Source organism: Pseudomonas sp. 32_A (assembly GCF_017490905.1).
Classification (GTDB): domain Bacteria; phylum Pseudomonadota; class Gammaproteobacteria; order Pseudomonadales; family Pseudomonadaceae; genus Aquipseudomonas; species Aquipseudomonas inefficax.
Map to the genome: position 1 here is coordinate 1 of NZ_JAFGYI010000496.1, position 242 is coordinate 242.

1 protein-coding gene is annotated in these 242 nt (G+C 66.9%); it reads left to right on the top strand.

The features are described from left to right. Positions 1 to 242: amino acid permease (locus tag J5M58_RS27585; RefSeq protein ID WP_207880687.1), on the top strand; the 242-nt coding region annotated here is incomplete at both ends.

Sequence of the window (242 nt, forward strand, 5' to 3'; positions counted from 1 at the left end):
TTCCGGGCGTGCCGAGCGCCGGTCGGATGTGGGCAAGGCTACGGTGATCGGTTTCCTGGGGGTGCTGGCGTTGCTGGTGCTGGTCAACGTGTTGTCGCTGGGGGTGATGACCCAGCCGGAACTGGCCAAGCTGCAGAACCCGTCGATGGCTGCCGTGCTGGAGCATGTGGTCGGCCACTGGGGTGCGGTGCTGATCAGCGTCGGCCTGATCATCTCGCTGCTCGGGGCCCTGCTGTCGTGGG